Annotated in this window: 27 protein-coding genes; 12 read left to right on the forward strand and 15 right to left on the reverse strand. The window is 63.0% G+C overall.

Annotation, left to right across the window (positions count from 1 at the left end; translation table 11 throughout):
• Positions 1-8 precede the first annotated feature (8 nt).
• Together grpE and hrcA are read right to left on the reverse strand one after the other, a co-directional pair.
• Positions 9-653, reverse strand: coding sequence for a nucleotide exchange factor GrpE (gene grpE, locus ACXYMS_RS14105; protein ID WP_458907275.1), 645 nt, complete (start codon positions 651-653; stop codon positions 9-11).
• A 22-nt stretch (positions 654-675) separates the two neighbouring features.
• Positions 676-1,761: a heat-inducible transcriptional repressor HrcA gene (gene hrcA / locus ACXYMS_RS14110; RefSeq protein WP_458907277.1), complete on the reverse strand. Its 1,086-nt coding sequence runs from the start codon at positions 1,759-1,761 to the stop codon at positions 676-678.
• 140 nt (positions 1,762-1,901) lie between these two features.
• Between hrcA and rph the strand changes: the two genes are divergently transcribed.
• The 3 genes from rph (at position 1,902) to hemW (ending at position 4,609) form a co-directional block, all read left to right on the forward strand.
• Positions 1,902-2,618 carry a ribonuclease PH gene (rph, locus tag ACXYMS_RS14115; protein WP_458907801.1) on the forward strand — a complete coding sequence of 239 codons (717 nt, stop codon included), beginning with the start codon at positions 1,902-1,904 and terminating at the stop codon, positions 2,616-2,618.
• 199 nt (positions 2,619-2,817) lie between these two features.
• Positions 2,818-3,462, forward strand: coding sequence for a non-canonical purine NTP pyrophosphatase (locus ACXYMS_RS14120; RefSeq protein WP_458907279.1), 645 nt, complete (start codon positions 2,818-2,820; stop codon positions 3,460-3,462).
• Positions 3,449-4,609 (forward strand): radical SAM family heme chaperone HemW, encoded by a 1,161-nt coding sequence (hemW, locus tag ACXYMS_RS14125; protein WP_458907281.1) that lies wholly within the window; start codon positions 3,449-3,451, stop codon positions 4,607-4,609. The genes ACXYMS_RS14120 and hemW overlap by 14 nt, the downstream gene beginning before the upstream one ends.
• On the opposite strand, the gene ACXYMS_RS14130 is transcribed toward hemW, so the two are convergent.
• Positions 4,606-5,832 (reverse strand): penicillin-binding protein activator, encoded by a 1,227-nt coding sequence (locus ACXYMS_RS14130; RefSeq protein WP_458907283.1) that lies wholly within the window; start codon positions 5,830-5,832, stop codon positions 4,606-4,608. The genes hemW and ACXYMS_RS14130 overlap by 4 nt on opposite strands.
• 86 nt (positions 5,833-5,918) lie before the next feature.
• Between ACXYMS_RS14130 and rsmI the strand changes: the two genes are divergently transcribed.
• The 5 genes from rsmI to ACXYMS_RS14155 all read left to right on the forward strand — a co-directional run bounded on the left by rsmI (position 5,919) and on the right by ACXYMS_RS14155 (position 9,046).
• Positions 5,919-6,806, forward strand: coding sequence for a 16S rRNA (cytidine(1402)-2'-O)-methyltransferase (gene rsmI / locus ACXYMS_RS14135; protein ID WP_458907285.1), 888 nt, complete (start codon positions 5,919-5,921; stop codon positions 6,804-6,806).
• Positions 6,775-7,161 carry a YraN family protein gene (locus ACXYMS_RS14140; RefSeq protein WP_458907287.1) on the forward strand — a complete coding sequence of 129 codons (387 nt, stop codon included), beginning with the start codon at positions 6,775-6,777 and terminating at the stop codon, positions 7,159-7,161. The genes rsmI and ACXYMS_RS14140 overlap by 32 nt, the downstream gene beginning before the upstream one ends.
• Before the next feature lie 8 nt (positions 7,162-7,169).
• On the forward strand, positions 7,170-8,114 hold the full coding sequence (gene gshB / locus ACXYMS_RS14145) for a glutathione synthase (RefSeq protein WP_458907288.1): 945 nt from the start codon (positions 7,170-7,172) through the stop codon (positions 8,112-8,114).
• Between the two features lie 64 nt (positions 8,115-8,178).
• Positions 8,179-8,805, forward strand: a complete 627-nt coding sequence (locus ACXYMS_RS14150; protein ID WP_458907289.1) for a MarC family protein — start codon at positions 8,179-8,181, stop codon at positions 8,803-8,805.
• Between the two features lie 118 nt (positions 8,806-8,923).
• Complete coding sequence (locus ACXYMS_RS14155; RefSeq protein ID WP_458907291.1) at positions 8,924-9,046, forward strand: hypothetical protein; 123 nt, start codon at positions 8,924-8,926, stop codon at positions 9,044-9,046.
• Here ACXYMS_RS14155 and ACXYMS_RS14160 read toward each other — a convergent pair.
• The 3 genes from ACXYMS_RS14160 to galE form a co-directional block, all read right to left on the reverse strand.
• Positions 9,040-10,218, reverse strand: coding sequence for an SGNH/GDSL hydrolase family protein (locus ACXYMS_RS14160; protein WP_458907293.1), 1,179 nt, complete (start codon positions 10,216-10,218; stop codon positions 9,040-9,042). The two genes, ACXYMS_RS14155 and ACXYMS_RS14160, sit on opposite strands and share 7 nt — an antisense overlap.
• Positions 10,219-10,290: 72 nt before the next feature.
• Complete coding sequence (locus tag ACXYMS_RS14165) at positions 10,291-11,493, reverse strand: lytic murein transglycosylase (RefSeq protein ID WP_458907294.1); 1,203 nt, start codon at positions 11,491-11,493, stop codon at positions 10,291-10,293.
• Between the two features lie 8 nt (positions 11,494-11,501).
• Positions 11,502-12,488, reverse strand: a complete 987-nt coding sequence (gene galE / locus ACXYMS_RS14170; RefSeq protein WP_458907296.1) for a UDP-glucose 4-epimerase GalE — start codon at positions 12,486-12,488, stop codon at positions 11,502-11,504.
• A 103-nt stretch (positions 12,489-12,591) separates the two neighbouring features.
• Between galE and galU the strand changes: the two genes are divergently transcribed.
• Complete coding sequence (galU, locus tag ACXYMS_RS14175; protein ID WP_458907298.1) at positions 12,592-13,476, forward strand: UTP--glucose-1-phosphate uridylyltransferase GalU; 885 nt, start codon at positions 12,592-12,594, stop codon at positions 13,474-13,476.
• On the opposite strand, the gene ACXYMS_RS14180 is transcribed toward galU, so the two are convergent.
• The 4 genes from ACXYMS_RS14180 to ACXYMS_RS14195 form a co-directional block, all read right to left on the reverse strand.
• Complete coding sequence (locus ACXYMS_RS14180; RefSeq protein WP_458907300.1) at positions 13,473-14,738, reverse strand: porin; 1,266 nt, start codon at positions 14,736-14,738, stop codon at positions 13,473-13,475. The two genes, galU and ACXYMS_RS14180, sit on opposite strands and share 4 nt — an antisense overlap.
• A gap of 110 nt (positions 14,739-14,848) precedes the next feature.
• Positions 14,849-15,298: an NfeD family protein gene (locus ACXYMS_RS14185; protein ID WP_458907302.1), complete on the reverse strand. Its 450-nt coding sequence runs from the start codon at positions 15,296-15,298 to the stop codon at positions 14,849-14,851.
• Positions 15,299-15,310: 12 nt separating this feature from the next.
• Positions 15,311-16,309: an SPFH domain-containing protein gene (locus tag ACXYMS_RS14190; protein ID WP_458907304.1), complete on the reverse strand. Its 999-nt coding sequence runs from the start codon at positions 16,307-16,309 to the stop codon at positions 15,311-15,313.
• A 78-nt stretch (positions 16,310-16,387) separates the two neighbouring features.
• The gene (locus ACXYMS_RS14195; RefSeq protein ID WP_458907306.1) at positions 16,388-17,224 is read right to left on the reverse strand and encodes a glycoside hydrolase family 25 protein; all 837 of its coding nucleotides are present in this window, start codon (positions 17,222-17,224) and stop codon (positions 16,388-16,390) included.
• A gap of 185 nt (positions 17,225-17,409) precedes the next feature.
• Between ACXYMS_RS14195 and ACXYMS_RS14200 the strand changes: the two genes are divergently transcribed.
• Both ACXYMS_RS14200 and ACXYMS_RS14205 read left to right on the forward strand, forming a co-directional pair.
• Entirely contained in the window at positions 17,410-18,936 is a 1,527-nt protein-coding gene (locus tag ACXYMS_RS14200) for a YifB family Mg chelatase-like AAA ATPase (RefSeq protein ID WP_458907308.1), read from the forward strand.
• A 13-nt stretch (positions 18,937-18,949) separates the two neighbouring features.
• Positions 18,950-19,402 (forward strand): NUDIX domain-containing protein, encoded by a 453-nt coding sequence (locus ACXYMS_RS14205; RefSeq protein ID WP_458907309.1) that lies wholly within the window; start codon positions 18,950-18,952, stop codon positions 19,400-19,402.
• 47 nt (positions 19,403-19,449) lie between these two features.
• Here the strand turns inward: ACXYMS_RS14205 and cfa are convergent, their stop codons facing one another.
• The 3 genes from cfa to ACXYMS_RS14220 all read right to left on the reverse strand — a co-directional run bounded on the left by cfa (position 19,450) and on the right by ACXYMS_RS14220 (position 22,323).
• On the reverse strand, positions 19,450-20,565 hold the full coding sequence (gene cfa / locus ACXYMS_RS14210) for a cyclopropane fatty acyl phospholipid synthase (protein WP_458907311.1): 1,116 nt from the start codon (positions 20,563-20,565) through the stop codon (positions 19,450-19,452).
• Between the two features lie 103 nt (positions 20,566-20,668).
• Positions 20,669-21,964 carry an isocitrate lyase gene (aceA, locus tag ACXYMS_RS14215; protein ID WP_458907313.1) on the reverse strand — a complete coding sequence of 432 codons (1,296 nt, stop codon included), beginning with the start codon at positions 21,962-21,964 and terminating at the stop codon, positions 20,669-20,671.
• 131 nt (positions 21,965-22,095) lie between these two features.
• Entirely contained in the window at positions 22,096-22,323 is a 228-nt protein-coding gene (locus ACXYMS_RS14220) for a hypothetical protein (protein WP_458907315.1), read from the reverse strand.
• Between the two features lie 150 nt (positions 22,324-22,473).
• Here ACXYMS_RS14220 and ACXYMS_RS14225 point away from each other — a divergent pair, with 150 nt between their 5' ends.
• Positions 22,474-23,883: a helix-turn-helix domain-containing protein gene (locus ACXYMS_RS14225; RefSeq protein ID WP_458907316.1), complete on the forward strand. Its 1,410-nt coding sequence runs from the start codon at positions 22,474-22,476 to the stop codon at positions 23,881-23,883.
• On the opposite strand, the gene ACXYMS_RS14230 is transcribed toward ACXYMS_RS14225, so the two are convergent.
• Entirely contained in the window at positions 23,884-24,591 is a 708-nt protein-coding gene (locus tag ACXYMS_RS14230; protein ID WP_458907318.1) for a helix-turn-helix transcriptional regulator, read from the reverse strand.
• Positions 24,592-24,690: 99 nt separating this feature from the next.
• Complete coding sequence (locus tag ACXYMS_RS14235; RefSeq protein ID WP_458907320.1) at positions 24,691-25,701, reverse strand: aldose epimerase family protein; 1,011 nt, start codon at positions 25,699-25,701, stop codon at positions 24,691-24,693.
• Positions 25,702-25,763: the final 62 nt, after the last annotated feature.

The following is a 25,763-nucleotide window of genomic DNA, read 5'->3' on the forward strand; positions in this document are numbered from 1 at the left end:
CCGCAAAATCATGCGCTCTTGTCGACACCCTCGGCATCGTCACCTTCCGGAGCCACCGGCGCAGCAGCTGCGCCGCCCTTGGCGACACCGACCATGGCCGGGCGCAGCACGCGGTCGCCGATGGCAAAGCCGGTCTGCACGACCTGCACCACCGTACCTTCCGGCACATCGGGATTGGGCACCTCGAACATGGCCTGGTGCTTGTGCGGATCAAATTTCTGGCCTTCGGCCTCGATGGGCTTCACGCCATGCTTGGCCAGGAGGCGCTGCATTTCGCGATCGGCCAATTCGATGCCGTCGATGAGGCTTTTGAGCGACCCATCGGCCGTTTCTCGCACCTCGGCTGGAATCACCATCAGCGCGCGGCTCAGTGCGTCGGTAGCCGTCAGCATGTCGCGGGCAAAGCCGGCAATGGCATAGGAGCGCGTGTCGGCCACATCGCGCTCGGTGCGCTTGCGCAGGTTTTCCATCTCGGCATGCGTGCGCAGAACCCGATCCTTGAGCTCGGCATTTTCCGCCATCAGCGCTTCGACGGGATCAACCTCTGGCATCTCGGTCGCCGGGATTTCCGTTTCCGGCGTTTCGCCCTGGGCGGCGTTTTCGTCGCTCATCTGCTTGTCTTCCGTATGGGATAAAAGTCTGTTGCCCGCCATATCGGCCAAGCCGAGGGCGAATTCAACCCTTACCGCGCTTCCGCGCCATCATCGAAGAAATGACATTGGCGGTGTAATCCACCACCGGCACGATGCGCGCATAATTGAGCCGTGTTGGTCCGATGACGCCCAAGACGCCAACGATGCGATCATTGGCGTCTTTGTAAGGTGAAAGGATCACCGAGGAGCCGGAGAGCGAAAACAGCTTGTTCTCCGAGCCAATGAAGATGCGGACGCCCTGCCCTCGCTCGGCGTCACCCAACAGATCCAGCAGTCCTTCCTTGCTTTCCAGCTCGTCGAACAGCTGGCGCATGCGCATCAATTCGTCGCTCGCCATGGTATCGTTGATAAGATTGGCGCGGCCGCGCACGATCACCGTCGGCGCATCATTGCCCCCCGGTTCGGCCAGGGTCGCAATGCCGGCATCGACCAGCTTCCGGGTCAGTTCATCCAGTTCGGCCCGCTGCTCGGCGCGGCGCTCATTGAGCACTCGGCGCGCTTCCGAAAGGGTTCGGCCGACCACGTAATGAGCCAGGTAATTGCCGGCCTGTTGCAGTGCGCTGGCGGTATAGCCGGGTGGCAGGTCGAGGATGCGGTTTTCCACTTGACCATCCTCGCCGACCATGATGGCCATGGCCCGGGCGCTGTCGAGCCGCACGAACTCGATATGCTTGAGCACCATGTCTGCCTTGGTGGCAATCACCACCCCGGCGCCCTGGCTGAGGCCTGAAAGCAGCGAAGACGCTTCTGTAAGGACATCCTCGACCTGGGCATGACCGGCCGTGCCTTCGATATGGCGGGCAATCTGGCTGCGCTCACTTTCATTGACCGTGCCGATCTCGAGCATGGAATCGACGAAGAACCTGAGGCCCTGCTGGGTGGGCGCGCGACCGGCCGATGTATGCGGCGCCGCGATCAGCCCCAGATCCTCCAGATCTGCCATGACATTGCGCACCGAGGCGGGCGAGAGCTCCACCTGCAGGAGGCGCGAGAGGTCGCGCGAGCCCACCGGCACGCCGGTATCGAGATAGCGCTCCACCAGCCGCCGGAAAATATCCTGGCTGCGGGCGTTGAGGACGGAGAGAAAGTCTTCGGCCGGTCTGGTCATGATGGTTTGAATAAACTCGTCGGCTTTAACCCTGCCCATTCATTTAGGCCCTTGTTCCCCATCCGCCAAGCGCCCGGCGCTTGTGAGCCGGGGCGATGAGGGTTAAGAGGCGGTTAACGGCAATAGATACTGGATTCATGATGCGGCCATCCGGCAGACAAGCCTCCGACATGCGGGCGGTGACCCTTGAGCGCAACGTCGCCATGAAGGCCGAAGGCTCGTGCCTCGTCGCCTTCGGCAACACCAAGGTGCTCTGCACGGCCTCGGTCGAAACCAGCGTGCCCGGCTGGCTGCGCGGCAAGGGCAAGGGTTGGGTCACCGCCGAATATGGCATGCTGCCCCGCGCCACCGGTTCGCGCACCCGCCGCGAGGCTACGGCCGGCAAGCAATCCGGACGCACCCAGGAAATCCAGCGCCTCATCGGCCGCTCGCTGCGCGCCGTTGTCGACATGGAGGCCTTAGGCGAAGTCCAGATCACGCTCGATTGTGATGTGCTCGAAGCCGATGGTGGCACCCGTACCGCCTCTATCACCGGCGCCTATGTGGCACTGGTCGATGCGATCAAATGGATGGAAGCGCGCCACCTCACCAAGGGCAAGGCGCTGATCGATTCGGTGGCGGCCATTTCCTGCGGCATCTATCGTGGTACGCCGGTGCTCGATCTCGATTATCTCGAAGACGTGGAAGCCGAGACTGACGCCAATTTCGTCATGACCGGTTCGGGCAAATTCGTTGAAATCCAGGGCACCGCCGAGGGCGCGCCGTTCAGCCGCGAGGAACTCGACAGCCTGATGTCGCTGGCCGAACAGGGCATTGGCGAGTTGAGCGTGATGCAGAAGGTGGCATTGAGCGCATGATGATGTTTCGTCGCAAGGCCCCCTCTCCCGCCGGCGACCTTTCCCCCCAGGGAGAGGTGAAGGGGGCATTCGACGTCGCGCAAAGAAACCTATCCCCTTGTGGGGAAGGTCGGCCTGAAAGGCCGGGTGAGGAGGCCTTTAGTGAGGCCAGCTGCGCCATCTGGAACGATATCTCCCGAGCCCTTGATGGAGGCCGGAAGTGAGCATTCCCCGCCTCCATGCCGGTGACCGTCTCTGCATTGCCACGCACAATGCCGGCAAACTCAAGGAATTCCGCGAGCTGTTCGAGCCCTTCGGGCTGGAGCTGGTCTCGGCCGGGGAACTGGGCCTGCCCGAGCCCGAAGAAACCGGCACGACCTTTGCCGAAAACGCCCGCACCAAGGCCCATGCCGCCGCCAGGGGCGCCAATATACTGGCGCTGAGCGATGATTCGGGCCTTTGCGTCGACGCGCTCGGCGGCGATCCGGGGGTCTATACCGCCGACTGGGCCGGCGTGCCGCGCGATTTCAACCGCGCCATGAAGCGGGTCGAGGATGCCTTACAGGCGGCCAATGCCACCTCGCCCTCCCTGCGCCGCGCTTCGTTCAATGCCACGCTGTGCCTCGCCCATCCCGACGGCCGCGACATGCTCTATGTCGGCCGCTGCGATGGCACGCTGGTCTGGCCGCCGCGCGGCGATATTGGCCACGGTTATGATCCGATGTTCATGCCCGACGGCCACGACATCACCTTTGGCGAAATGGCCGCCGAAACCAAGCACTCATGGTCGCCCGGCCAGAAGGGGCTATCGCACCGTGCCCGCGCCTTTGCGCTCTTTGTGGAGAACCAGGTTGAGCAAGGCTAACGCCAACGACCTCTTCGGTGTCTATATCCACTGGCCGTTCTGCGCGGCCAAATGCCCCTATTGCGACTTCAATTCCCATGTCCATCGGGGCCACTTCGATGAGGATGCCTTTGTCGAGGGATACCGGAAGGAAATCGCGCACATGGCGGCGTTGTCGCCGGGGCGGCTGGTGCAGTCCATCTTCTTTGGTGGCGGCACGCCCTCGCTGATGTCGCCAAAGGCCGTTGGCGCGATTCTCGATGCGGTGTCGGGCGAATGGCAGATCGACGGTAATGCCGAGATCACGCTCGAGGCCAATCCCACCAGTGTCGAAGTCGAGCGCTTCCGCGGCTTCCGCTCCGCCGGCATCAATCGTGTTTCGCTCGGCGTGCAATCCCTGCGCCCCGGGCCGCTGGCTGAACTCGGCCGCCGCCACACGGTGGAAGAGGCCGTTGCTGCTGTTCGCATCGCCCAGTCGATCTTCGATCGCTCGAGCTTCGATCTTATCTATGCTCGTCCCAAACAGACGCTGGAGGACTGGGAAGACGAGCTCAAGGAGGCCATCTGGCTGGCGCGCGGGCATCTGAGCCTTTACCAGCTCACCATCGAGCAGGGGACACGATACTTCGACCTCTTCAACGCCGGCAAGCTGCAGATGCCCAATGAAGACCTGGCCGCTGATTTCTATGAGCTTACACAGGACCTGACCAAAGAAGCCGGCATGCCGGCCTATGAAATTTCCAACCATGCCGTGCCCGGCCAGGAAAGCCGGCACAACATGCTCTATTGGCGCTATGGCGAATATGCCGGCATCGGCCCGGGTGCCCATGGCAGGCTTCTCGTCAACCACCAGCGCCACGCCACTGCGACCGAGAAAATGCCCTTCGACTGGCTGAGCCGGGTCGAGACCAATGGCCATGGCATGGTCACTGACGATGTGCTGACCTGGGAAGAACAGGGCGACGAATTCCTCGTCATGGGCCTGCGGCTGAAGGAAGGCATCTCGCCCTCCCGCTTCATGTCCATCTCCGGCCGCGGCATTTCCGAACAGCAGATTGCGGCCTTGAAGGGTTATGGCTTTGTCGAGACCCTGCCCAATGGCAATATCCGCGTGACCGAAAAGGGCTTTCCCGTGCTTGACGCCGTGGTGGCGGACCTGGCGGCCTAAAGCTTCGCCCCGTCCAGCGTCGTGAGGACACCCCCTGCCCCGATCTGCCGGATGACCAGCGCATAATCGCTTTTGCCGTTGGCGTTGAGCCGGAACAGCCCATCGCGACCGGCAAAGCCGGCCGGATTGGTCAGCAGGGCCGCGTCATAGGGCGGTGTGGCCAGCGAGAGCGTGTTCACATTGGCCAGAATCGTGGCCGTATAGGCAATGGTCGCCATTTGCGGCGGGACGCCACCGAAGCGGTTGGCATAATCGGCGCGGATGGCGTTGAGCCCGGCCTCGTCCACTGCCGGAAAAATGGCGCCGATCAGCGCCGGATTGGCGAGGAGCCCCGGATCATTGGCCCAGTCCGCCGATCCCACGAGCTGCACCTCACCCATATTGATGCCCGATTGCATGAGAAGACCGGCAAAGGTCGCCGCGCTCGCCCGATCGGGCAGGAACAGCGCGTCGATCATGCCGGTCTCGGTCATCGGCTTGGCCTGGTTGACGATGCCCTGCGCCTCGCTCAGGTCGGAAAAGGTATAGACCGCGCCGGGATTGAAACCGGCGGCGATGGCCTGCTGGCGGAAGGCCGTGGCCAGGGCCTCTCCATAGGGCGTCGCTGGAAAGATGCCTGCTGGCCCGCGCCGTCCCTGCTCGCGCAGAAAGATCACGGCGCGCTTCATTTCGGTTTCGGGCAGCACGTTGAGAACATGGACGCCCGGTCCGGCCACCGCACCATTATTGGCAAAGCCGATCAGCGGAATGCCACTGGCCCGGGCCAATGCCCCGGCCGCCGTGACCTGGTCGGCCTTGACCGGACCCAGGATCAGCTTGGCCCCTTCGTCGATGGCTGCGCTGGCCGCACTGGTGGCTCCGGCGGCGCTGTCGCCGGTATCGCGCAGCGAGATGGTGATATTCTCCCCGATATTGGGATTGGCCTCGATGAACGCGATCGCCAGCCGGCTCGCATTGGCCAGCGCAATGCCCAGTTGCGCCAGCGCCGGATCACCCGAAAGCGGCAGCAGCAATGCCACATTGACCGGGCCCCGTCCGAAGCGTTGGGCCGGCATGGTCGAGACCGGGGCCAGTGGGCCGCCGGCATTGTCCTGACCCCAGGGCAGTGAAAATGAACGGGAACCCCATTGCATCGAACCGGGCGAGCAGGCGGCCAAAAGCGATGCCAGCCCGGCGATTGCCGAGCGGCGTGTCCAGCCTGCCCCATTGTCCCCAAAAGCCACGCGATGCCGTCCGAAACGCTCACAATGTGTTAACAAGGTCGCGCCATATGGTTAACCAAAGTTTGAGAACGGACCAAGAGAGCCCGATGGCCGACGAGACCCGAGACTATTTCATCGCCGGCACCCGCTTCGAGGCGCCACCTCTGGCGCCTGGCCTCTACGTCGTCGCCACGCCCATCGGTAATCTGCGCGACATTACCCTGAGGGCGCTCGAAACCCTGGCCGCCGCCGATGCGGTGCTGTGTGAAGACACCCGCACCTCGGCCAAGCTGCTCGATCACTACGGCATCAGGGGCCGCCGCATCGCGCTGCACGAGCACAATGAGCGTGACAAGGCCGCCGACATTGCCAACCGCATTGCCGCCGGCGGCGCCTTTGCGCTGATTTCCGATGCGGGCACGCCGCTGCTCTCCGATCCCGGTTTTCCCCTGATCCGGACTCTGGCCGAGGAGAACCTGCCGGTCTTTCCCATTCCCGGCGCCTCGGCGCTGCTCTCGGCCCTTGTCGTGGCCGGCTTGCCAACAGATGCCTTCACCTTTCACGGCTTCCTGCCCCCCAAGGCTGGCGCCCGCGCCAATGCGCTGGAGAGGCTCAAGGATTCACGTGAAACCATGGTGTTCTACGAATCACCACGGCGGCTGGCGGGCAGCCTCGCTTCGATGGCGGCGGTTTTTGGCGACCGGCAGGCCGTGGTGGCGCTGGAACTGACCAAGCGGTTCGAGCGCAGTTTTCGCGGTTCGCTGTCGGGACTGACAAGGCAATTCGCCGCCGAGCAGACAAAGGGCGAAGCGGTGATCGTGGTTGCGGGCGCTGCCGAACCCGGCGCCCCGGCACAAGAGGACTGGCAGGCGGCCCTGTCGCAGGCCATGGAGAACCAGCCGCTGCGCGCTGCCGTCGACGAGATTACCGCACGCTACGGTCTCAAGCGCAAGGAAGTCTATGATGCCGCGCTCGCCCTCAAAAACGCCGAGTAAGCGTCGCGTTGCCGCCTATCGGCAGGGACACCGGGGCGAAGCCCTGGCGGCGCTGTGGCTGCAAATGAAGTTCTATCGCATCCGCGAGCGCCGCTTCAAAACTCCCATGGGGGAAATCGACCTCGTCGCCGAAAGGGGCGACACGATAGTGTTCGTCGAGGTCAAACAGCGTGCCCGCGATGCTGATGCGGCGCTGACCTATGCCGCGGTCAATCGAAGCCGGATCATCCGGGCGGCCCAGCTCTGGCTGGCCGGAAACCCTGACGCTATAGGCAAGGACTTTCGTTTTGACGTGATTTTCCTTGCACCGGGCCGCTGGCCGCGCCATCTGATCAATGCCTTTTCCGCCAGTTGAGAGATGTCATGACGCTCAAAGTCGCCATCCAGATGGACCATGTCGCCAGTATCAACCCGCACGGCGATTCGACCTTTGCCATGATGCTCGAGGCACAGGCGCGCGGGCACGAACTGCTCCATTATACCCCTGACACGTTGTCCATGCGCGACAACAAGGTGAGTGCCCTCTGCCAGCCGATAAAGGTGGCCGACGCCGAAAAGGGACAGCATTTCAGTTTGGGTGAGGCGGCGCGGGTGGAACTCTCCACCCAGGACGTGGTGCTGATGCGCCAGGACCCGCCCTTCGACATGAACTACATCACGCTCACGCATCTGCTCGAGCGTATTCACCCCAAAACACTTGTGGTCAACCCACCTGCGGCGGTGCGCAACGCGCCCGAGAAAATCCTCGTCACCGAATTCCCCGAGCTGATGCCGCCGACCCTGGTGACGCGCGACCGGGCCGAGATACAAGCCTTCCGCAAGGAACACGGCAATATCATCGTCAAGCCGCTTTACGGCAATGGCGGGGCCGGGGTGTTCTTCATCCAGGAGGGCGACCACAACCTCGCAAGCCTGCTCGAACTGTTCGAGCAGAACTATCGCGAACCCTTCATGATCCAGCAATACCTGCCCGATGTGCGCAAGGGCGACAAGCGCATCATCATCATCGATGGCGAGCCGGTCATGGGTTTGAACCGCATTCCCGCCGATGGCGAAGCCCGCTCCAACATGCATGTGGGTGGCCGCCCCGAACTCTCCGCGCTCACCGAGCGCGAGAAGAAAATCTGCGCTGCCATTGGACCAGCGCTGAAAGAGCGCGACATGATCTTTGTCGGCATCGACGTCATCGGCGGCTATCTCACTGAGATCAACGTCACCTCCCCCACCGGCATTCGCGAGATCAAGCGCTTCGGCGGCCCCGACATTGCGGTGCTGATCTGGGACGCCATCGAGAAGCGGCGAGGATAGTAGCCGCGGACTTGGCGCGCGGTCACAAATGCCCTAGTCCTTGCTCCTGGGCCGGGGCGCTATCATGAACACTTTTCTTGTCGCATTCGTCACGCTGTTCGCCACGGTGGGCGTGGCCGACATTGCCTTCATCTTTGCCGCCCTGACCAAGGACAATACGCCATCCGAGCGGCGCACCTTTGCCACGCGCGGCGTGCTGGTGGCCGTGGGCATCCTTCTGTTCTTCGCCGTGCTCGGCAATGCCATCCTCGACCTCTTCGGCATCACCATTCCGGCCCTGCGCACGGCGGGCGGCATTCTCCTGCTGCTCATCGCCATCGACATGGTGTTTGCGCGTCATTCAGGCGGCACCGGCACTACCGATGAGGAAGAGGTGGAAGCCCGCCAGAGCCACGACATTTCGGTGTTTCCGCTTGCTATGCCCTTGATGGCCGGCCCCGGTGCCATCAGCGCGGTGATCCTGCTCACAACGGGTGCACAGTCGGACTTGGAATTCTGGCTGGTGCTGGCCGCCATCGTGGTCATCCTGGCGCTGTGCTGGCTGACGCTGTTGATTGCCATTCCGATTCAGCGGTTGCTGGGTCTCACCGGTCTCTCGGTGGTCTCGCGTATTGTGGGCATCCTGCTGGCGGCGCTCGCCGTGCAGTTCATCTTCGATGGCATCAGGGCCAGCGGCCTGCTCGGCGGCTGAGGGCCGTTTCGCGGAATTTGTCGAAAATTTTCAGCGTTAAGCAAGTCTTAATGCTGCCGTTGAATCGTGCTCCGGACAGGCGCAGAGATGACGCAGCAACCCTTAGGGGAGTTTCCCTATGCGTCTGGCCGCTGCACTGCTTCTGCTGATTTTTGCAATCATGGCCACCAGCGCGGCCGGAACCGGCGCCGCCCGTTCTGAAATGCTGGCGCTCGTTGCCGTAGGCATGGCGCCTTACTGAGCCGCTGCGGCCTCTTCAGGCGTTTCCTCATCGGCTGTGACACCGACCCCGAAAGCGTCGACCCGGCCCATTGGCGCCTGCACCAACTGATCGAGCGGGAAGGCGGCCGGCGCCTCTGGCACGCCATTGGCCAGCACCAGGCCGCTGGCGCGGTCTGGGGCGCGGCTGAGGGGCATGACCGCACCGGCCACTTCCAGCAAGCGGATTTGGCCCAGACCCTGATGCGGCGGTCGCAGCATGGTAGCGGCATCAGTTCCTTGCAAGGGGTCGACCACCGCAACGCTTACCCGCCCGCCGCGATAGAAATTGCGGATCGACTGGCTGATGTAGAAGGCAAGTTTGTCTGACCCGGCCGCTGAATAATGGATGCCGTCATCCTTGCGCATCAACGCATTCTGGCCGTTCACATCCGGCCCATAGGCGGTGTACTTTCCCTCGGCATCGGCAAAGCGATCATAGATATCGACAAATTCGGCGCCTCCGGAAAAGGCCGCCAGACGATGCAGCGCGGTAATCTGGGTCATCGCGGCCGAATACTGGCTGCGCGACATGGGCGGCAGGCCCATCCACACCACCGGCTTGCGGGCGGCGCGCAATTGCCCAAGGAACGTGTTGAGCCGCGCCTGATAGGCGGTGCTCCAGCCCTCCGACAGGGCCTCATATGTCTGGCCACCGGCACTAATCTCCTGCCGGTCATTGATGCCGATAGTAATCACGGCAATATCGAATGTGTCGGCCGCAATCTGCTCGGCAATAGCCGCATTCCAGTCAAAGAAATCGTCCCGGACAAAGCCCGAGGAACTAACACCCTGCCCGATCACCACGAGATTGGGATCCTCGGCATAGAAGCGCTCCAGCGCCTTGGTCAGGTCGATGGCCATGGAATCGCCGAACACGGCGAGACGAGTTGCATCTGGCGCCTTGTCCACCGTGGGAGCCGCGGGCGGCGGGGGCGCTGCTGCCGGTTTGGCTTGCGGACGCGGCTGGGTCTGCTGCACCTGTGGCGCCGGGGCAGGCTCGTCACCGAACAGCAGGTCGAACAAGGTCCGGCGGCGCGGTTGTTCAGCTTGGGCCAGCTCCATCCGGTCCGCGGACACTGACTGCGCCAGGACCGGAGCAGCCGGACCGAGGAACACCAGTCCGGCCAGAAAAACAAAGAGAAACCGCGTCATTGTCGTATCCGAAAACCGTTCGCCGCCTTTTAGCATTCTCGCAAAGGCTAGACCACGCCGCTCGCCTCAGCGTTACCGCGCGGTTGCAGCCAGCGCCTCGGCCGAACCCCTGGTGATGAACCCATCCGCCACCTGCCCATTGCCGGCCTGGAAGCGGGCGTAGGCTGCCTGGGTGATCGGGCCGAGCCGGCCGTCCACCGCGCCGTCGTAATAGCCAAGGCGCTTGAGCGTTTCCTGGATGGCCACGCGCTGCGCCAGGTCGGGTAATGGGGTATCGCGCGGCCAAGGCGTCACAAAGGGGCCGCCACCTTTGAGCCGGTCGGTCAGGTGGGCCACAGCCATGGCGTAGCTGTCGGAGAAATTATAACCCTTGAACACCAGGTAATTGGCCGTCATCAGGAATTTCGGTCCATCCTTGCCGGTCGGGACATAGAGGAAGACCGGTGTGTCGAGATCGGCAAACTGCCGCCCGGCGACGCGGACAATGCCGCCCTCGGCAAAGAAGCGAATGGGTCGCAACTGCTCGCGGGTCGCCAGCAGATAGTCAAAGCCCGCCGGCACATCCACCTCGAAGCCCCAATCCAGCCCTGGTTGATAGCCGAGACGTCGCAGATAGACCGCGCTGGTGGCCAGGGCATCTGCCAGCGAGCCATGCAGATCCACCCGCCCGTCGCCATCCCCATCCGTGCCATTGGTCAGGACATTGGAGGGGTTCACCTGCAAATGCCCGATAGCCCCGGCCCAGGAGCCAATGGGGGAAATCCCGCCATTGAGAGCTGTGAGCTTGAGTGCGGCGACGAAATCGGCCTTGTCTTCGACAAAGCGGCTGCGGCGCTGCCAGGCGACCGTGGCGAGGGAGCGCAGAATCGGCCGGATCAGGCTCTCATTGCCCAGTACCGCGCCATAATCGGTCTCCATGCCCCAGATCGCGCCCAGCACATGGGGATCGACTCCATAGCGCGCGGCGATTCCGGCAAAGAGTTCTGCATGGCGCGCCATGGCGGACTTGCCGCGCTCGATGCGACCGGCATTGATGCGGGTCTCGAGATAGTCCCAGAGAGGCGTAGTGAACTCGGGCTGGGTTTCTACCAGGTTTGGCACGCGAGGGTCAGGGGTCAGGTCCGATGTTATGGCGTCATAGAAAGCCCCATTGACGCCGGATGTGGTGGCCTCGCTGCGGAACTGCGTGAGGAAAGCCGAGAAGTCTTCAGCCGGCTGCGCAAGGCAGGACTGGGCCAGTGCCAGCCAGATCACTGCTATCCAGCGCGGGGACATGGCCTTGCCTATCGGTTGCGGGTCAGCAGGTGCCGCTCCCAGGCATAGGCGGTCTCGACGATTTCGTTGAGATCGTCATGCTGGGGCACCCAGCCGAGCAATTGCCGGGCCTTTTCGCCTGTGGCGGTGATCGATGCGGGATCGCCGGCCCGGCGCGGGCCTTCATCAGCCCGCAGGTTTACGCCCGAGACCTTGCGCACCGTCTCGACCACGTCGCGCACCGAATAACCCTGTCCATAGGCACAATTGAGCGTCGTGCTCGCCCCGCCGCCGCGCAGGTGTTTGAGCAGAAGCGCATGAGCCGCAATGAGATCCGTGACATGGATATAATCGCGTATGCAGGTGCCATCCGGCGTTTCGTAATCGGTGCCGAAGATGTCCATCTTCTCGCGCTTGCCCAGCGCCACCTGGCAAGCCACCTTGATCAGATGCGTTGCCTCGGGCGTCGACTGGCCCGAGCGCTTGCCCGGATCGGCCCCAGCGACATTGAAGTACCTGAGGACACCAAAGGTGATGGGATGGGCCGCGGCCACGTCGGCCAGCATCCATTCGGTCATCAGCTTGCTTCGCCCATAGGGCGACATCGGATTGAGCGGCGTATCCTCGACCACAGGCTCCAGCCCTGTCATGCCATAGACGGCGGCGGTGGACGAGAAAATGAAGTGCTTCACCCCGCCCCTGACCGCCGCCTCGATGAGATTGCGAGAGGTGGCGGTATTGTTGGCGTAATATTTGAGCGGGTTGCTCACCGATTCCGGCACCACGATCGAACCGGCAAAATGCACGATCTCGTTCACCCCATACTGGGCGATCACGGCCAGCACGCGGTCTATGTCTCCGGCGTTACCGGTTTCGAGCCTGGCGCGCCCATCAATGGCCCAGTCAAAGCCGGTCACCAGATTGTCCAGCACCACCACCTCTTCGCCGGCATCGGCCAGGTTGAGCACCATATGGCTGCCGATATAGCCGGCGCCGCCGGTTACGAGGACTGTCATTCTCTGTCTCTCCGCATCGGAAATGCTATTTGCAGGCAACGATATATGGCAAATGTTGATTTAGCTTTATGTCTGATCAGCGTCCACTAGGGAGATCTTTTTCGTGTCCAAACGCGTCCGCACTGCCGTCTTTCCCGTCGCCGGGCTTGGCACCCGTTTTCTGCCGGCCACCAAGTCCATGCCCAAGGAAATGCTGACCGTGGTGGACCGCCCGCTGATCCAATATGCGGTGGATGAAGCGCGCGAGGCCGGCATCGACCATTTCGTCTTCGTCACCGGCCGCAACAAGGGTGTCATCGAGGATCATTTCGATCGCCAGTTCGAGCTGGAGGCGACGCTGGAGGCCCGCGGCAAGACCGAAGCTCTCGACGAACTCCGCAAGGATCTCCCCTCGGCCGGCCGCACCAGCTTCACCCGCCAGCAGGAACCGCTGGGCCTGGGCCACGCGGTCTGGTGCGCCCGCGACATCGTTGGGGACCAGCCCTTTGCGCTGCTGCTGCCCGACATGATCTTCCGCGCCAAGCCTGGCGTGCTCAAGCAGATGATGGACGCCTATGAGGAGCGCTCGGGCAATATCATCGGGGTGGAGGAATGCGCCTGGGAGGATGTGTCTTCCTATGGCGTGGTGGTGCGCGGCGATGGCCCGGACCAGGGCTTTGCGATCAATGGCATGGTGGAAAAGCCCAAACGCGAGGACGCGCCGTCGAATCTCTTCATCTCAGGCCGCTACATCCTGCAACCCGAGATCTTTGCGCTGCTGGCCGAGCAGACGCGCGGCGCGGGTGGCGAAATCCAGCTGACCGACGCCATGCAGACATTGATGGGCCAGCAGCGCTTCACCGGCGTCAAATATGAAGGCAAGGTCTATGACTGCGGCTCCAAGCTGGGCTTCCTGACTGCCAATGTGGTGTTCGCCCTCGACCGCCCCGACATCCGCCCCGGCTTCATCGAGGAATTGCGCAAGCTCGACCTGGAAGACCAGCTCTAGCGCCTCAGCGTCACGCCCAGGCTGACTGTATGGCTTTGGAAAGTGCCCGTCGCGCTGTTGTCGCGGTGGGCATAACCGTAATCGGCTGAAAGGGAGGTGCGGGAATTGATCTTGTAGTCGACTCCGGCGCCCAGACCATGGCGACGTTCGCTCTCGCCACTGCCTTCCAGCCAGGACTGGGTCCAGTCGGCCGAGGCGCGCAGCCGGAGCCAGGAATTGACGGTATAATCGGCATTAGCGGCGGCGATATGGGCCACCCGCGCGGTGCCGTTCGCATCGGTGCCGGTGGGCGTCACGCTCGTCGTCAGAGATGCCCCGAGGTTGAGAGTGGGGTCCGGCGTGAAGGTCAGGCGCGCATCATAGAGCCTCGTGGTTATATCTGTGAGGCTGGCATCATCGAAGTCGTGCTGCCCGAGCCCGATCGAGGCGCTGGCCGAGAGCACACCATTCCAGTTGCCGGCAATGCCGGTGCGCAGCGTGCGGCTGGTGGCGTCGGTCCTGACCCCACCCGCCCCGACCTGGTCGAACCAGTCACGCCCGAGCGAAGCTTCCCCGAACACCTCGAAGATGGGTGTCGCCTGGAGGCCCAGGCGTAGCGTGACATCGCCCTCCCAGACATTCTGGTCTGCATTGTCGGTCAGGCCGGTATCGGTGCGCTCTGTCGGGCCGTTCATGGTGCGCTCGAGCGCACCTTTCAGCCCCAGATTGAACTGTCCGAAACGCCGGTCCACCGCGCCGCCCAGCGCGCCGGTCAGGACTTGCGGCGGGGTGCTGACCTGCGGATCAAGCCCCGGCGTCGTCGGCAGGTCCTGAGTGAGGCCCAGTCGGGCCGTGCCGAAAAGGGTTGTATCGCGATCCAGCAGGGTCTTCGCCTCAAGGTCCAGCCCCAGAGCCGTGGCGCCGATACTGCCATCGCCGGCACGCGCAAGTTCGGCGCTGCCGCTCAGCACCAGATCGGTCCGCACGCCCTGGTGGGTGACGGTGAACTGGGGATTGAGCGTAGTGACAAAATTGTTGCCGTCACTGGCGCTGGTATAGCTGCCCTTGAGACCGATCGACCAGTCCAGCTCGACCGGTGGATGGGCCGGTTCGCCGGTTGGGGTAGAATTGCTCTGACTGGGAGCGGCAGGATAAATGCCCGGGGTCAGCCGTTCGCTGTCCAGCTTTATCTCGTCCGGTCCCAGCGGCTGCGCCACGGCATCGCCGGCTAGCGCCGCGCTTGCCAGCATCACGCTCAACACTATTAGATCTCGCCGGGCCACGTCCCGCTCCGCATATCATGCCGGCAGGCGCCCGAGAGCCGGCTGGACCCCAAAGGGATCGAGCCGCCATCCTTTCAGTTTATGGTTAACGAATGCTTGCGGGATCGTGGCTATACTGCCTCGACTCGCAACACCGCGCCTTCGGCGCCGACAATGCGCACACGTTCCCCGGCGGGCAGGTCCGGCCCGGCAATGCGCCAGACACTATCGCCTAGCGCCAGGCGCCCGAAGCCGCCAGAAATCGGCTGGTCCAGCACCGCCTGCTGCCCAATGAACTGCTCGGCCCGGCGGTTGAGCATGGGTCGGTCGCTCTGGGCGGCGCGATTTCGGTTCAGCCGCACCCAGATGAGGATGCTGACCAGCGACAGCATCCCGAAGACCAGCCATTGCACGGGCCAGTCGAGCGGCTGGAACAGGGTCAAAAGGCCGGTCAGGATGCCTGCAATGCCCATCCACAACAGGAACCCGCCCGGCAACACCAGTTCCAGCGCCAGCAGTACAAGACCGGCGATGATCCAGCTCCAGGGGGCATTTTCACCCAGAAATGCGATGATCTGCATGGTGCCCCCCGATCACCTGCTTGCCGGCGGCGTGGTATTGGGCGGGCGGCTGCCGGGACGATGCTGCCCGGCCGGCTTCTCGCCGCCAAAGGTTTCGCGCGCGATCTCGGCAATGCCACCAATGGCGCCGATGACGCTGGAGGCATCGAGCGGTAGCATCAGCAGCTTCTGGTTGGGCGAAGTGGCGATGCCCTCAAGCGCCTTGATGTAATTATTAGCGACGAAATAGTTGATCGCCTGCACATTGCCCGAGGCTATCGCGTCCGACACCATCTGCGTGGCCTTGGCTTCCGCCTCGGCGGAGCGCTCGCGCGCCTCGGCGTCGCGGAAGGCGGCTTCCTTGCGGCCCTCGGCTTCGAGCACCTGCGCCTGCTTGGCGCCCTCGGCCTGGAGGATTGCCGACTGTCGACGGCCTTCGGCTTCAAGAATGGCGGCGCGTTTCTCGCGCTCGGCCTTCATCTGCCGGCCCATGGAGTCGACGAGATCCTTGGGCGGGTCGATGTCCTTGATCTCGATGCGGGTGATCTTGACGCCCCAGGGCGAGACCGCCGTGTCGACCACCTTGAGCAGCCGGTGGTTAATCTCGTCGCGGTTGGACAGTAATTCATCGAGGTCCATCGAGCCCATGACCGTGCGGATATTGGTCATAGTAAGGTTGAGGATGGCATTTTCGAGGTTGGACACCTCATAGGCCGCCGCCGCTGCATCCAGTATCTGGTAGAAGGTAACGCCATTGGCGGTGATCGACGCATTGTCACGCGTGATCACCTCCTGGTGCGGCACATCGAGCACCTGCTCCATCACATTGATCCGCTTGCCGATACTATCGATGAACGGCACGATCAGATTGAGGCCGGGCTTGAGTGTGCGTGTATATTTGCCGAAGCGCTCGATGGTGAAGTTATAGCCCTGCGGCACTGTTTTGGCGCCGGCAAACAGCACTAGCACCAGCAGAACGCCCAGTCCGATAAGCGCGGCGCTGAGCCCGTCCAGCCCACCCAAGATATCCATGACCCACTCCATCCAATCCCATCTCGCGCCGCAACTTTATGCGGCGCCCCGGGGCTTGGGTAGGCTTAAAGTAGAACGCTACTTGGCGGGCAGGCAGCGGCCGCTGGCCTGCAGGCTCGCAATCGCGCGCGGATCGCAGCCCGTGTGGAGGAACATCAGCCAGTCCTCGGTCGAACCATAGAACACATTGCGGTCGACCTCGCCGCGCACGCCCGGCACGACGCCGGTCTGGGTATATTGCCAGAAGGTCCAGGGCCGGTTGTTGTAACGCTCATGCGGCTCTGCGGCGGTTGAGCGCAGCCAGAAGGCATTGGGAAAATATTCCCCGTCCAGCACATCACGGTGGAAATTCATGTCGGTATAGATGATCGGCAATTTACCGCTATGGCGCTCCATCACGTCGAGCATCAGCCGGATCTTTTCCAGTGCATCTTGCTTGCTCGGCTTTACCTTGCAGCTCGAATGGTTGTTCCATTCCAGATCCAGAACCGGCGGCAGGGCGCTCGGGTCATAGGGCACGTTCTGGGTGAACCAGGCCGCCTGTTCCGACGCCAGCGAGCACCAGGTCATGAAGTGATAGGCGCCGCGCGGCATGCCGGCATCGCGCGCACGGTCCCAATTGGTGCGGAAATTGGGGTCGATATAGTCCTTGCCCTCGGTCGCTTTCATGAACACGAAATGCGTTCCGGCCGAGCGTGCCCGGCCAAAATCGACATTTTCCTGGTACCGCGCCACGTCGATCCCCTGGATCGGCATGCCCCGCGCCCGGTCAACTTTGGCATGCGGGCGGTTGTCGCCGGGAATGGCATTGTAGAGCCCACCCATGCTGCCGCAGGCGGCCAGCGCCACCACGACCAGACTCAGGATAGTGCCGCGAAGGACGGCCGAGGCAGAGCGAGAAAAGGACGGGACCATTGGGCAAGACACTCGGTACGCAAGACTAAACCTGATCTTTGATTCAACATGCCTCGGTTAATGGAGCTTTAGGGTAACCATTGTGGCAGCGGGCATGGTTAACAAACCGCAATCTGTTCGCTTTACGTTCTTGCCGGGTTTCTCACTCTCTGCTAGCGTCCGATCGCCGGTTGGGGGCAGGTCAGATGGTATCGCGCGTTACCACAGTGGCGTTTCAGGGCATCGAAGCGGTGCCGGTCGACGTGCAGGCGCAAATTGCGCCTGGCTTTCCGGGCCTGGTCCTGGTGGGCCTGCCTGACAAGGCGGTGCGTGAAAGCGGCGAGCGGGTGCGCGCGGCCCTCACCGCATCAGGCCTCGGCCTGCCGCCCAAGCGTATCACCATCAACCTGGCGCCCGCCGATCTCCCCAAGGAGGGCAGTCATTATGACCTGCCCATCGCTCTGGCGCTGATGGGCGCGCTCGGTGCCATTCCCCAGGATGCGCTTGACGGGTTCATGGCGCTGGGCGAGCTGGGGCTCGATGGGCGCCTGGCCCATGTCGGCGGCATATTGCCTGCGGCCATGGCGGCCAGTGCCAAAGGGCTGGGCATTATTTGCCCCGCCCCCTCAGGCCCCGAAGCGGCCTGGGCCGGCGAAGATATCGATATCATCGCGGCAGATAGCCTCATTGCTCTGGCGAATCATCTCACCGGCCATCAATTACAGGGGCGGCCGGAGCCGGGGCGGCAATTGGCGGCGCCGGGCGCCCTGCCCGATCTCATTGATGTGCGCGGCCAAGCCGTAGCACGCCGGGCACTGGAGGTGGCGGCGGCCGGCGGGCACAATCTGCTCATGATCGGACCGCCAGGCGCCGGCAAATCCATGCTGGCGGCGCGGCTGCCCTCGATATTGCCGCCGCTTTCTGCGCGCGAACTGCTCGATGTCTCGATGATTCAGTCCATTGCCGGGGAACTGGCCGGCGGCACTCTCTCCGATCGCCGGCCCTTCCGGGCTCCGCACCATTCGGCCTCCATGGCGGCCCTGGTGGGCGGCGGGCTCAAGGTGCGGCCGGGCGAGGCGAGCCTGGCGCATAATGGCGTACTGTTTCTCGACGAACTGCCCGAATTTGCGCCCAATGTGCTCGACAGCCTGCGCCAGCCGCTCGAAAGCGGTGAAACGGTGATCGCCCGCGCCAATGCCCGCGTTTCATATCCTTCCCGGTTCCAGCTGGTCGCGGCGATGAACCCCTGCAAATGCGGCATGGCGGGCACGCCGGGCCATAGCTGCAAGCGCGGGGCGGCCTGTGCCAGCGATTATCAGGGGCGGGTTTCCGGACCCTTCCTTGATCGCATCGACATCCGTGTCGACGTGCCTTCCGTTTCGGCTGCCGACATGATCACGCCGGGCGCACCGGCCGAATCCTCGGCCGATGTGGCCCAGCGGGTGGCCGCGGCGCGCGAACGGCAGAGGCAGCGCTATGCAGCGGCGGGTCATCCCCAGGTGCTCACCAATGCTGCCGCGCCCTCGGCGCTGATTGAAAAACTGGTCGAGCCGGACCGGGAAAGCCAGTCCCTGCTGTTGCAGGCGGCCGAGCGCTTCAACCTTTCTGCGCGGGCCTATCACCGGGTGCTCAAGGTGGCCCGCACCCTTGCCGATCTCTCCGGCGCCGATAAGGTGGCCCGGCCCCATATCGCCGAAGCGCTGAGCTACAGGCTCAATTTCGGTGCTGCCTGATCGGACGAGACCCATGAGCCATCGTATCTCTGCCGGGGTCCTGGCCCTGCTTGATGAACGGATATTGCTGGTGCGCCATTTGCGGCCCGGCATTCACGATTTCTGGGCCGGTCCCGGTGGCGGCGTGGAAGGCGTTGAGGAACTGTCGGCGGCCGCCGAACGCGAGGCCTTTGAGGAAACCGGACTTCGTGTCAGGGCCGGCGCCATGGCCTATATCGACGAACTGGTCGATGAAAGCGGCCGCCTGGTGAAATTCTGGTTCCTGGCCGAATATGTCTCGGGCGAAATCGACGTCAGCGCCAATCCGGCGGAGGGCGAAGCCATTTCCGAAGCCGGCTGGTTTGCCCGGGACGCCCTGCCAGAGGGCCATGTCTTTCCCGAAGTGCTGCGTGACCGCTTCTGGGACGAACTGGCGACGGGCTTTCCCGCGCCGATCAAATTGCCGCTCAGGCAATCGATCTTCTGAGGCCTGTGCACAAGCCTGTGGATAAGCGTTTCACGTGAATCACGTTTTCAACTTACCCGCCGGTAGCCGCCCGGCACGCCATTGGGCGAGAGCACGATCTGCCAGAGATTGACCTGCCTGGCGCGGAACAGAGCGGCAAAGACCGACAGGTAATAGCGCCACATGCGACGGAAGCGCTCGTCATAGCGGCTCGAAAGTTCCGGCCATGCCGCGTCGAAATTTTCGAGCCAGGCCATCAATGTGAAGTCGTAGTCGGCGCCGAAATTGTGCCAGTCTTCCATGACGAAGAACCCCTCCACAGCCTCGCCGATCTGGGCGATGGAGGGCAGCATGCCGTTGGGAAAAATGTATTTTTCCGACCATGGATCGCCATGGGTCACGGAATTGTTGCCGCCGATGCTGTGCAGCAGGAAGAGACCATCCGGCTTGAGCAGAGACCGGGCCTTCTCGAAATAGGCGCGGTAGTTCTTGTAGCCAACATGCTCAAACATGCCGATGGAGACAACGCGGTCGAACTGACCTTCGAGCGCCATATAGTCCATCAGCCTGGTTTCGACCGGCAGACCCTTGTTGCGTTCATTGGCCAGAGCGGCCTGCTCCCTGCTGACGGTGATGCCCAGCCCGGAAATGCCGTAGCGCTCTGCCGCGAATTGCAGGAAGCCGCCCCAGCCCGATCCGATATCAAGCACGCACATGCCGGGCTCCAGCCCTATCTTGCGGCAGATGAGGTCGAGCTTGGCCTCCTGCGCCGCGTCGAGATCGTCGGCCTCGGTCCAATAGGCACAGGAATAGACCATGCGCCGGTCCAGCATGGCGGCGTAGAGATCATTGCCAATGTCATAGTGTTTCTCTGCCACCTCGCGCAGTCGCAAGCGTTGCAGATTGAGCAGGCGCCCCTTGAGCGTGCTGGCAATCAGTGGCAGGTCGCGCGGAAACGCGTCCTGCACCTTGGCGGAGACTAGCTTGAACAGCACGGCATCAAGCGGTTCGGCATCCCACCAGCCATCCATATAGCTTTCGCCCAGCCCCAGAGTGCCGTCTCGCAACAGGCGCGCATAGAGGCGCTCATCATGAATGGTCACATCGGCATCGGCCGGCGCTCCGACAGAAATGCCGGCCCGGGCGAGCTGATCCAGGACAAAACGTCTGGCGGATGACGACATGGCATGAGCAAAGCGCGATGGATCCTGAGAAAAACACTAGACCTATCGTACTTTGCCGATCAAGGGGCAGGTTTGGGCGGCCGGTTTCGGCCGCCCTTGGCAGTTAGTGGAACTGCGCGGTTTCGGTGGACTCGGCCATGGCCGTGGTGGCGCTCTGCCCTTCGCTGACCGTCATCGACACGGCGTCGAAATAGCTGGTGCCGACTTCGCGCTGGTGGCGAACGGCGGAAAAACCATGAGCCTCGGCGGCAAATTCGGCCTGTTGCAGCTTTGAATAGCCGGCCATGCCATTTTCCTTGTAGCTGCGCGCCAATTCGAAGGTGGTGAGGCTGAGGTTATGGAAACCGGCCAGGGTGATGAACTGGTACTTGTAGCCCATGGCGCCCAGCTCGCGCTGGAACTTGGCCATGGCGGCCTCTTCCATATGCTTGGCCCAGTTGAAGCTGGGCGAGCAATTATAGGCCAGCATCTGCTCGGGATATTCGGCGCGGATCGCCTCTGCGAACTTGCGCGCTTCGTTGAGGTCCGGGGTCGAGGTTTCGCACCAGATCAGGTCCGCATAGGGCGCATAGGAAAGGCCTCGCGCGATGGCGCAGTCGATGCCGCCCTTGAGCCGGTAAAATCCTTCGGCAGTGCGCTCGCCGGTGACGAAGGGCTTGTCATAATCGTCGATGTCCGAAGTGATGAGCCGCGCGGCCTCAGCATCGGTGCGGGCCATGATCAGCGTCGGCACGCCCATGACATCGGCGGCGAGCCGCGCCGCATTGAGCGTGCGCACGAACTGGCTGGTCGGCACCAGCACCTTGCCGCCCAGATGTCCGCATTTCTTTTCCGAAGCCAGTTGGTCCTCGAAATGTACGGCGGCAGCGCCGGCCTCGATCATTGCCTTCATCAGCTCGAACACATTGAGCGCGCCGCCAAAGCCGGCCTCGGCATCGGCAATGATGGGCACGAAGAAGTCGAGATCCGTCGTTGGCGTGCCGTCGGCCTTCTCCATGGTCTGGATCTGGTCGGCGCGCTGCAGCGCCTTGTTGATCCGCTTGACCACCGATGGGACGCTGTCGACCGGGTAGAGCGACTGGTCGGGATACATATTGCCCGAAGAATTGGCGTCAGCCGCCACCTGCCAGCCGGAAAGATAGATGGCTTTCAATCCGGCCTTGACCTGCTGCACGGCCTGATTGCCGGTAAACGTGCCAAGGGTGGGCACGAAGGCTTCGCTGTGCAGCAGCTGCCAGAGTTTCTTCGCGCCGCTTTCGGCCAGCGAATGCTGGATCGGCAGCGAACCGGCGAGGCGCCGCACGTCGGCGGGGGTATAGGTGCGCGCCACGGTCTTCCAGCGGTCCGGAGCATAGTCCGGGGCGGGGAATCGTTCAGGGTGATTGGGCTTGTCGAGCATGTCTGGTCTCCTCAAAATTTTGATATGGCTTTGCCGGTCCCGCCGCATGGCGAGTGGCAATGATTCACGTGAAGCAAAGGGGTGCTGGTCCGGCGTCCTTCTCCCGCAAGGGCAGAAGGAAGGCCTTGGGACTAGATGGCCACTTTCCGGCTGAAGGTCGCGGCGATCATGCCGGCGCCGGAGAACAGCTCCTGTGCGTCCTCGCCCCCCACCAGGGTGAACTGATGGCGGCCGATGCGACCGGCAATGGCAAATCCCTGGGCGGCGAGGCCACGGGCCTTGAACTGCGCCATGGCCTCATTGGCCGTGGGGGCGATGATGGTGATGTATTCGTCGCGCTGCTCATTGGTGGGGTACATCGGACTTTCTCCTCGCTAATGTCTGTAAATATTTGACAACTGCCCCCAATGTGCAAGAAATAACCGCAGAACCGCTAGTAAACCTGTAAATCAGCGGTCAATTCCGGATGGCAGATTTGTAAAGTCTGTAAAGTTTCGGTGGGAGGTATTATGGTCGATGCAGCAGAAAGCCAGATCGGGGGCCGCATCAAGCGGCTGCGGCGCCAGCGCCATCTCAACCAGGCGGACCTGGCCCAGTCACTGGGCATCTCGGCCAGCTATCTCAACCTGATCGAACACAATCGCCGCAAGGTGACGGTGCCGCTGCTGTTCTCCATTGCCGGCTATTTCGGGGTCGAGCCGGGCGAGCTGGTCGATAGCGACGAGGGTCGGCTGGTGGGCGACCTGATGGAAGCCTTTGGCGATGACATCTTCGCCGATAGTGACGTGACCAATCTGGAGATCCGCGATCTTGCCCAGGCCAACCCGGCGGCGGCGCGTGCCGTGCTCAAGCTTTATGACCGCTATCGGCTGGTGGCCTCGGGCGCGCCCGCACCGAAAACCGAGGGTGAGACCGAGCCCTTTCATATGGCCACCGACGCGATTTCCGATTTCCTCCAGGCCAGTTCCAACCACTTCCCGGCGCTGGAGGATGCGGCCGGACGGGTGCGCGCCGATATCGACAATTCCGGCGACAGCTTCGATGCTGCCATCCGCACCTACCTCTTCAACGTCTTCGGGCTCGAAGTGCGCCTCGCCTCCCTGCCCCATGGCATTGCCCGCCAGCTCGATGCGGCGCGGCGGCATCTGCTGGTGTCGGACCTGCTGCCGGCCGAAAGCGCCAATTTCCTGCTCGCCCAGCAGATCGGACAGATGGCAGCGGATGCGGAAATGGCCGCGATCATCGAGGAATCAGACCTGCCAGAGGGCGACGCGCCGGCGCTGGCGCGCAATGTGCTTTCGGCCTATTTCGCCGCCGCGCTGATCATGCCCTATGCGCCTTTCCTCAAGGCCTGCCGCGACTATCGCTATGATATCGAGCGGCTCGGCCGGCGCTTTGGCGCCAGTTTCGAGCAGGTCTGCCACCGCATGACCACGCTGCAAAGGAAGGGCGCCTCGGGCATTCCGCTGCATCTGGTGCGCACCGATATTGCCGGCAATATCTCCAAGCGCTTCTCGCTGTCCGGCATCCATATTCCGCGCCATTCCGGCGCCTGCCCGCGCTGGAACATCTATGCCGCGTTCCTGGCACCCGAGCGCATCAATGTGCAGGTCAGCCAGATGCCGGACGGGCAGAAATTCTTCTGCATCGCCCGCACCATCACCAAGGGCGATTATCGCTACAATGCGCCCCGGCGCTATCTTTCGGTGGGGCTGGGCTGCGCCATCCATCACGCCAAAGAACTGATCTATTCGGACGGCATCGACCTGTCGAGCGACCAGCAGGTGGTGCCCATTGGCGTGGGCTGCCGCATCTGCCCGCGCCTGGAATGCGGGCAAAGGGCCCATCCCCCCGCCGATCACCGCTTCCGCATCGACGACAATATGCGGCCCGAAAGCCTTTATGCGCGAATGGGTTAGCTAGCCTTCGCTCTCGTGATTGCGGCGGTCGCGCTCCCAACTGGCGCGCCATTCCTTTTCCAGCGTGGCGCGGCGCTTGCCATAGCGCTCCTCGGTAATGGTGAGGCAGACAATGCGGTCGGTGCGGAAATTGCGAAAGTCCTGGCGCAACAGGCACCAGGCGGCAATGGTCTGCTTGCCCTCGTAAAAGGCCAGGCCCACCGGCCAGATGGTGCGGCTGGTGGCGCGGCCCTGCTCGTCCTCATAATCCACGGTGACCGCCTTTTCCTGGCGCATGGCGAGGCGAATATCCCCCAGCACCGGGATCGGCTTGCGCTTGCCCCAGAGGGCCACCGGCCAGAGCGCAGTGTCGCTGATGCGGTCACGCAGATCCTCGGGCGAGGCTGTGGCGATCTTGGCCAGGGCATTGCGGGCAGCAGCGCTCAAGCCATCGTCGGGCTGCGTCTCCACCCAGCGGGCGCCCAGTACCAGCGCCTCAAGCTCCTCGGGGCTGAACATCAGCGGCGGCAGGAAAAAACCGGGCTTCAGCATATAGCCAACCCCAGCCTCGCCATCGATGGGGGCGCCCAGCCCGATAAGGGTCTGGATGTCACGATAGAGCGTGCGCACCGACACGTTCTGCTCTTCGGCCAGGGCGGCGGCCGTGATCGGGCGACGATGCCGCCGGAGCGCGTCCATGATCGAAAACAGCCGCTCGGTCTTGTCCAATTCCATCCCTCCATCGCGGCCTCCTGCCAGCGTCACCGGCAGGAGAGTGAGCGTTCGGGCTGACAGACCGCGTCAGCAGGTCACTTCGGCGAACCGGGTTCAGCCGATCTCGATCTCGCACCAATGGCTATAGGGCCGTTCGGGCGAATAAATGACATTGGGGAAATGCGGATTGTGCACGGCATCGGCAAAGCTCTGGTCTTCGAGGCAGAAGCCGGCATGCTTGCCATAGGTTTTGCCGCCAAGCCCGGGCACCTGCACATCGGTCCAGACGCCATTATAAACCTGCACGCCGGGTCGGTCGCTCCAGAGCTTGAGCGTCAGATCCTTGTCGGGCGAGACCACGGTTGCGAAAGGATCGGACAATTTGCGGCCAGTATCGAGCACCATGCCAATGTCATAGTCCATCGGCGCACCATCGGCATCGCGCATGATCCGCGGCTGGCGCAGGTCATAGATGGTGCCCTTTGAGGGCAGGATGGCCCCGGTGGGCGCCAGATCCGCGCCGAGTTCGGTATAGGCGCTGGAATTGACCTGGAGGGAATGGTCGAGGACGGTTTCACTGGTGCCGAGGTTGAAATATTGATGCTGCACCAGGCTGATCGGGGTCGCCCGGTCGGTCGTGGCGGTCAGCTCGAGCCGCAGCCGGTTTCCCGAAAGGGTATAGGTCGCGGCAAAATTGACATTGCCGGGATAACCCATGGCGCCATCAGGCGAAAAATGGCTGAACCGCACGGCATTATTGGCATTGTCCACCTGCCCCTGCCAGACCTGCCGGCCAAGCCCTTCTTCGCCGCCATGCAATTGCAGGTCGCCGGCATTGGGCGGCAAATTATAGGTGACGCCATCGAGATCGAAACTGGCGCCCTTGATGCGATTGGCGACGCGCCCGGCCAGCGAACCGAAATGCGGGCTATGGGTGGGATAGGCGTCGAACTCCTCAAACCCCAATACCACCGAGCGCTCGCCCCCGGCCACCGGCACGCGCCAGTCGCGCACCACGACCCCATAGCCGATAATGTCGACGCTGACGCCGGTGTCGCTGGTGAGGCGGAACTGGTCCACCCGCTGGCCGCGATATTCGCCGAAATTTGAAACTGCGATTGCCATTGTCGGATCCCTCGTCCCATGCTCCGGGCGGGAGCTGTAGCGCTATTCGGCCTCGGGCTGCA

The organism is Devosia sp. CAU 1758 (assembly GCF_054482695.1).